The 5,368-nt window shown below is 59.9% G+C and carries 4 protein-coding genes, 1 pseudogene and 1 riboswitch; of the genes and pseudogenes, 3 read left to right on the forward strand and 2 right to left on the reverse strand.

All coding sequences use genetic code 11. The features are described 5' to 3' along the window. The coding region (locus tag Q0O05_RS11030) for a terminase gpA endonuclease subunit (protein WP_293663039.1) at positions 1 to 582 on the forward strand (582 nt) is incomplete at its 5' end. 80 nt (positions 583 to 662) lie between these two features. On the opposite strand, the gene Q0O05_RS11035 is transcribed toward Q0O05_RS11030, so the two are convergent. After that, entirely contained in the window at positions 663 to 1,910 is a 1,248-nt protein-coding gene (locus tag Q0O05_RS11035; RefSeq protein ID WP_293663041.1) for an ISL3 family transposase, read from the reverse strand. On the opposite strand from Q0O05_RS11035, the gene Q0O05_RS11040 reads away from it, so the two are divergent. Both Q0O05_RS11040 and Q0O05_RS11045 read left to right on the forward strand, forming a co-directional pair. After that, positions 1,909 to 2,340 carry a hypothetical protein gene (locus Q0O05_RS11040; RefSeq protein WP_293663043.1) on the forward strand — a complete coding sequence of 144 codons (432 nt, stop codon included), beginning with the start codon at positions 1,909 to 1,911 and terminating at the stop codon, positions 2,338 to 2,340. The genes Q0O05_RS11035 and Q0O05_RS11040 overlap by 2 nt on opposite strands. Positions 2,341 to 2,789: 449 nt before the next feature. Further along, positions 2,790 to 3,200: pseudogene (locus tag Q0O05_RS11045) on the forward strand (PHP domain-containing protein); the annotation flags it as partial. 61 nt (positions 3,201 to 3,261) lie between these two features. Here Q0O05_RS11045 and recQ read toward each other — a convergent pair. Beyond that, positions 3,262 to 5,109, reverse strand: coding sequence for a DNA helicase RecQ (recQ, locus tag Q0O05_RS11050; RefSeq protein WP_293663045.1), 1,848 nt, complete (start codon positions 5,107 to 5,109; stop codon positions 3,262 to 3,264). A 51-nt stretch (positions 5,110 to 5,160) separates the two neighbouring features. Beyond that, positions 5,161 to 5,240, forward strand: a riboswitch (S-adenosyl-L-homocysteine riboswitch). Positions 5,241 to 5,368 lie beyond the last annotated feature (128 nt).

The raw sequence follows: 5,368 nt of genomic DNA on the forward strand, positions 1-5,368 counted from the left end.
AGTGGGGCGATGGGTGGCGCGGCGTTGATTGGCACGCCTACGGCGGTTGATGTAACACAGGGTGGAAAGAAGCTGCGCCGAGGCATCAAGCTGTATTCGGTGGCGGTGGGCATGGCCAAGATGGAGCTTTACAACAACCTACGCAAAGCGGCTGATGTGGGCTCGGACGGCAGCACACCGCTTTACCCAGCCGGATTTGTCCACCTGCCCAAGGTGGACGCGGAATACGTGCAGCAGTTGTGCGCCGAGAGTTTGATCACACGGCACGACCGCAACGGCTTCGCCCACCGCGAGTGGCAAAAGATGCGCGAGCGCAACGAAGCCCTGGACTGCTATGTGTACGCCCGGGCTGCCGCGTCAAGTTTCGGTCTGGACCGCTTTGAGGAGCGCCACTGGCGCGAACTCGAAAAACAACTCGGGCTGGCGCGGCCACCCGACCCCGAGGTGCATGCCACCTCATCAAATTTGTCCACAGATTCCATTGATGCCAGCCCAACTGATCCCAGTCGCGCTGGCATCAGTGCTTCTGGACAGCCCAAATTCGGTCGACGTGTGATCCGCAGTCCCTGGCTCAAACGCTAGGGGCAGAGGTCACTTGTTGGCTGTCTAGCCCTGGCACTTCGGTGCCATTTTTATTGCCTTTTCATTTCTTTTTTGCTTCGTCAGTAAAATCTGTGGGCGAGTTGTGGCTCAGGAAGCTTGCCAAGTACGTGATACAGGGCGAGTTCTGTGATTCGGAACGTGCGAAACCCGTAGGATTTTCTCATGGTCACTTTGACCTTGTTGTTCAAACCCTCCACAACGCCACTGGAGAACTGCTTTTTGGCTCGGAAGTAGTTGAGGATCAATTCACGGTGGCTGCGTAGCGTCTTGGCAACCTTCTTCATCGGCTCGATGCGCGAACGCATGACCAAGGCTGTCCACTGATCCAGAAATTTTCCCGCCCAGGTGGGCGAGTCGTAATCCCAGAACTGTTGGAACTGCTCCTTGAGCAAATAGGCCCTCACCGTCTGCAGGTTGTATTTCAAAAGGTCACGCAGACGCACGCCTTGTTTCTCGGTGAGGTTTTCTTTGCGCTTGAGTACGCACCAACGTGACTTTGCGAGCACGGGCTCGTAACCGTCGGCCACCAGCCTGCGTGATTCTGCTGCGCGCACATCGTTGAGTGCGTCATTCATCTTGGCCACGATGTGAAAGCGATCCAGGATATTGAGTGCATTGCTGCAGCGCTCACGGATCACCCGCAGGTAGGGCTTCCACATGTCGGAGCAGACGAACTCAATCTTGCCCGACAAGTCTTCTCCGATCATGTCAAAGAATCCCTCGAACGTCTTGACCGTGCGCTCCTTGCCAACCCACAGCAACCGGGTGCATTGCGCATCAATCTGGTAGACCAGCGTCAAATACTTGTGACCCTTGCCGTAGGCCACCTCATCAACCCCGATGGCCTGAATCGGCCCCAGCGTGCGATGCTCAAGCCCCCATGCCACCACCACTTCAACCGCCTGACAGACCTTGTCCCACGAGGTGCGAAACGAAAGGGCGGTTTCCTTCCACGACAACTTCTTGGCCCAGTGCGCCAGGAACAGGATATAGGCGGTGGTCATCTGGTGTTTGCCGCAACCCCACGGCACCGCTTCGATCTTCACGCCGCACTGTGGGCAACTCACCCGACGCATACGGTACAGTAGAAAAACCATGAAGCCCCAGAAGGGTACGAACTCGAAGCGCCTGACAGTTTGATGGTCGTAGGTCGGAGCTGGCTTCATGCAGATGGAACACTTCCCTTTGGAATTGCTGCGTTCGCGCACCTCGACTTCGATACTGTTGCTGGACTTGTCCAGACGTGCGACGACGTAGACGAAGCCGGGGAAGTGGTAACACTGGTTCAATATCGAGATCAGACGCATGGCAAAGAAACTCCAGCAAGAATCGACCACCATCCTAGCCGCGCCGACCTTGGCAAGCTACTGCCCGGATTTGGCAACCTGGGCGGCAAGTTGGTGTGGCGAGGAGCGCGATGTCATCCCCGGCGCGCAAATCGTTGCAATGTTCACGCCGTTCCTGCTGGACCTCCTCGCTCAGGGGCTGTCGCGTAAGACCCGTAACCTGCACCGCGACAACCTGTGGCTGCTCGGTGGCGAAATCATCCGAGACATCAATGACACGCCCAAACTCATAAAACGACCGGCCGCAGAACTGGTTCGAGAGGCCATCGCCAACGACGAAGGGCCTCTAATCCATGGCGGCTTCTCCGAGCAGGAGCAACGCTCGTTTGACTCGACTTGCAAAAAGCTCAACCGATTCCTCGCTACTCAGGCCCATACCAATTTGAAGTAGACCACGACCGACATCGCACCGGTGTTCCTGTAATGGTTGTTCAGGGCGATTTCTATTTCAACGGCTGTTGGCAAGCGCCAGCGCGTCAGGCCAACGGCTCCACGCCGGGGAGCGGTGGTCAAGTCACGCACCGCGCAGCGGCTGTCCACAGGCTCGTCCTGTGGGCGGGTGGCTTGTCCACGGCGGACGCGCCATCAAATATGTAGTGGTGGTGAATTCCGCCGCTGGCCACAAAAAACCATCAAAATCTACCCACAGATTCCACGGACGAACCTATTTTTTATGTCGTTGGCGTGAACCAGGCAGCCCATTTATGGATTCACGCGACCCCGCACGGGCAGCAAAATACCCAAGATTTGCAGAAAGCGTGCTCGCCACGGGATGGTGGGCGCTGCTGAGGTTGAATCTGCATATACTGTGTTTTTAATCAGTATTTGTGTTTTTGGCCCATGGAGCCGACTCTTACCCCATTGCCCCCCGCCTACGCCGAGCTGCATTGCCTGTCCAGTTTCAGTTTTCAGCGCGCTGCCTCGCAGCCGCAGGAACTGGTTGAGCGTGCCGCCGCCTTGGGCTACAGCGCATTGGCCATCACTGACGAATGTTCGGTGGCCGGGGTGGTGCGTGCGCACGGGGAGGCCACCCGCCTGGGGCTCAAGCTGCTGCCGGGGGCCGAGTTTTGGGTTGCACTGGGGCCGCAAGCGCCAGGTGCAACGGCGCAAAGTAGCCGCAATGCCGGGGCGGATGCAGGTGCAGTCGCGGGGTTTAGGCTGATCGTCTTGCCACATGACCTGCAGGGCTGGGGCAACCTGTGCGAATTCATCACCTTGGCGCGGCGCGCCGCCCCCAAAGGCCAATACCGCGTGGTTTGGCAGGAGGCCCGATGGGAGCTGCTGGCGCACCGCGAGGTTTTGCTGAGTATCCCTATTGCAGCGCCACGACTTCCAGCACTGACGCCGCGTAAGCCTCCAGCTTCTTAGCCCCAATCCCGCTGATACCCTGCAAGTCCGAAATCGTTTGCGGCGCCTTCTGGGCAATCGCCGCCAGCGTAGCGTCATGAAAAATCACATAGGCCGGCAAGTTGTGTTGCTGCGCTACCTCTGCCCTCCAGGCCTTTAGCGCTGAATAGCGCATCAAGCCCTCGCTATCGAGCTGAATCGGCGCCTTCACCACCGCGCCCAAACGGGCATCCCGCCGCCCTTTGCGCTCCGCCGGCGCCGAGACCGACTCCCGCAGCATCACCGACACTTCACCCTTGAGCACCGCGCGCGACTCCGCAGTGAGTTGTAAGGTGTTGAAAGCCTGCGCGTCTACCGCCACAGCGCCCATGGCAATCAGCTGGCGCAACACCCCGCGTAACTGAAGCTCCGAAAAATCCTTGCCGATACCGAAGGTACTCAGGCTCTCGTGCCCGTACTGCGCTACCTTTTCGGTGGCCTTGCCGCGCACGATGTCCATCAGATGCCCGGCTCCAAAGCTCAGGCCGCTCATTTGCTGGATACGGTAAATCGTGCTTAAGAGCTTGCGCGCGGCGTCGGTGCCGTCCCAGACGGCGGGCGGGTGCAGGCAGTTGTCGCAATTGCCGCAGCGGCCGCTTTTTTCGCCAAAGTAGCCCAGCAGGCGCACGCGGCGGCAGTCGGTGGCCTCGGCCAGCGCCAGCAGCGCGTCAAGCTTGCCGCGCATCACCTGCTTGAATTCGTCTCCCGCTGGGCTCTCGTCAATCATGCGGCGCTGATTCACCACGTCCTGCAGGCCATAGGCCATCCAGGCCTGGGCCGGCAGCCCGTCACGCCCGGCGCGCCCGGTTTCCTGGTAGTAGCCTTCGATGTTTTTGGGCATGTCGCGGTGGGCCACAAAGCGCACGTCCGGCTTGTCAATCCCCATGCCGAAGGCGATGGTGGCCACCATCACAATGCCTTCCTCGCGCAAAAACCGGTTCTGGTTGGTCTGCCGCACCTGCGCGTCCAGCCCCGCGTGGTAGGGCAGGGCCTTGATGCCGGCATCCTCCAGCGTTTGCGCCATGTCTTCGACTTTCTTGCGACTCTGGCAATACACGATGCCCGCTTCGCCTTCATGCTCCCGCCCGATAAAGCGCAGCAGCTGGGTAGTAGCGTCCTTCTTTTCAACGATGGTGTAGCGGATGTTTGGCCGGTCAAAACTGCTGACAAAGGCCCGCGCGTTTTCGAGCTGCAGGCGCTCCAGAATGTCGGCGCGCGTCAGGTCGTCAGCGGTGGCGGTCAGCGCGATGCGCGGCACGCCGGGGTAGCGCTGGTGCAAAACAGTGAGGTTGCGGTAGTCCGGCCGGAAATCGTGGCCCCATTGGCTGACGCAATGTGCCTCGTCAATGGCAAACAGGCTGAGCTTGCCGCGCTCAAACAAGGAGTCGAGCAGCGCCAGAAATCGCGCATTGGCCACCCGCTCCGGCGCGGCATACAACAGCGTGATCTCACCGCGCAACAGTTGCTGCTCAATCTGGTAGGCCTCATCGCTGCTCAGGGTGGAGTTTAAAAACGCGGCGCTCACGCCGGCCTCGTGCAGCGCGCCCACCTGGTCGTGCATGAGCGCAATTAGCGGGGATATCACCAGCGTGGCGCCCAACCCGGCCTGCTGGCGTGCAATCGCCGGCACCTGGTAACACAGGCTCTTTCCGCCGCCGGTGGGCATCAGGACCAGCGCGTCGCCGCCGGCAATCACGTGTTCCACGATGGCTTGCTGTGGCCCGCGGAATGCGGGATAGCCAAAAATATCTCGGAGAATCTGCGAATGGGGCACGCGCCTATTGTCGGGCAAGCCACCGCTGCCACACTCGTCTAAAATCGGCGGACCCAAGGGGCGCTGCAGCCGGGGTCTGCCATCCACGCAGAACCGGTCAGGCTTGGGGACTCCAACTGCGCTCACTTGTTTCAATCCACACAGTGAGCCGCACCATGAAGCCCATCCATTACACCCGCGCGCAGGCGCTGCCAGGCATTCTGGAGCGCCGCATCGCCATTCTTGATGGCGCTATGGGCACCATGATCCAGCGCTTCAA

It is taken from the genome of Rhodoferax sp. OV413, from assembly GCF_945881795.1.
GTDB lineage: Bacteria > Pseudomonadota > Gammaproteobacteria > Burkholderiales > Burkholderiaceae_C > Allorhodoferax.

What these genes read in the sequence shown, in the direction of transcription:
- Q0O05_RS11040 (WP_293663043.1), top strand. Translation starts at nt 1,909, where the DNA reads ATGGCAAAGAAACTCCAGCAAGAATCGACCACCATCCTAGCCGCGCCG.
- Q0O05_RS11035 (WP_293663041.1), bottom strand. Translation starts at nt 1,910, where the DNA reads ATGCGTCTGATCTCGATATTGAACCAGTGTTACCACTTCCCCGGCTTC.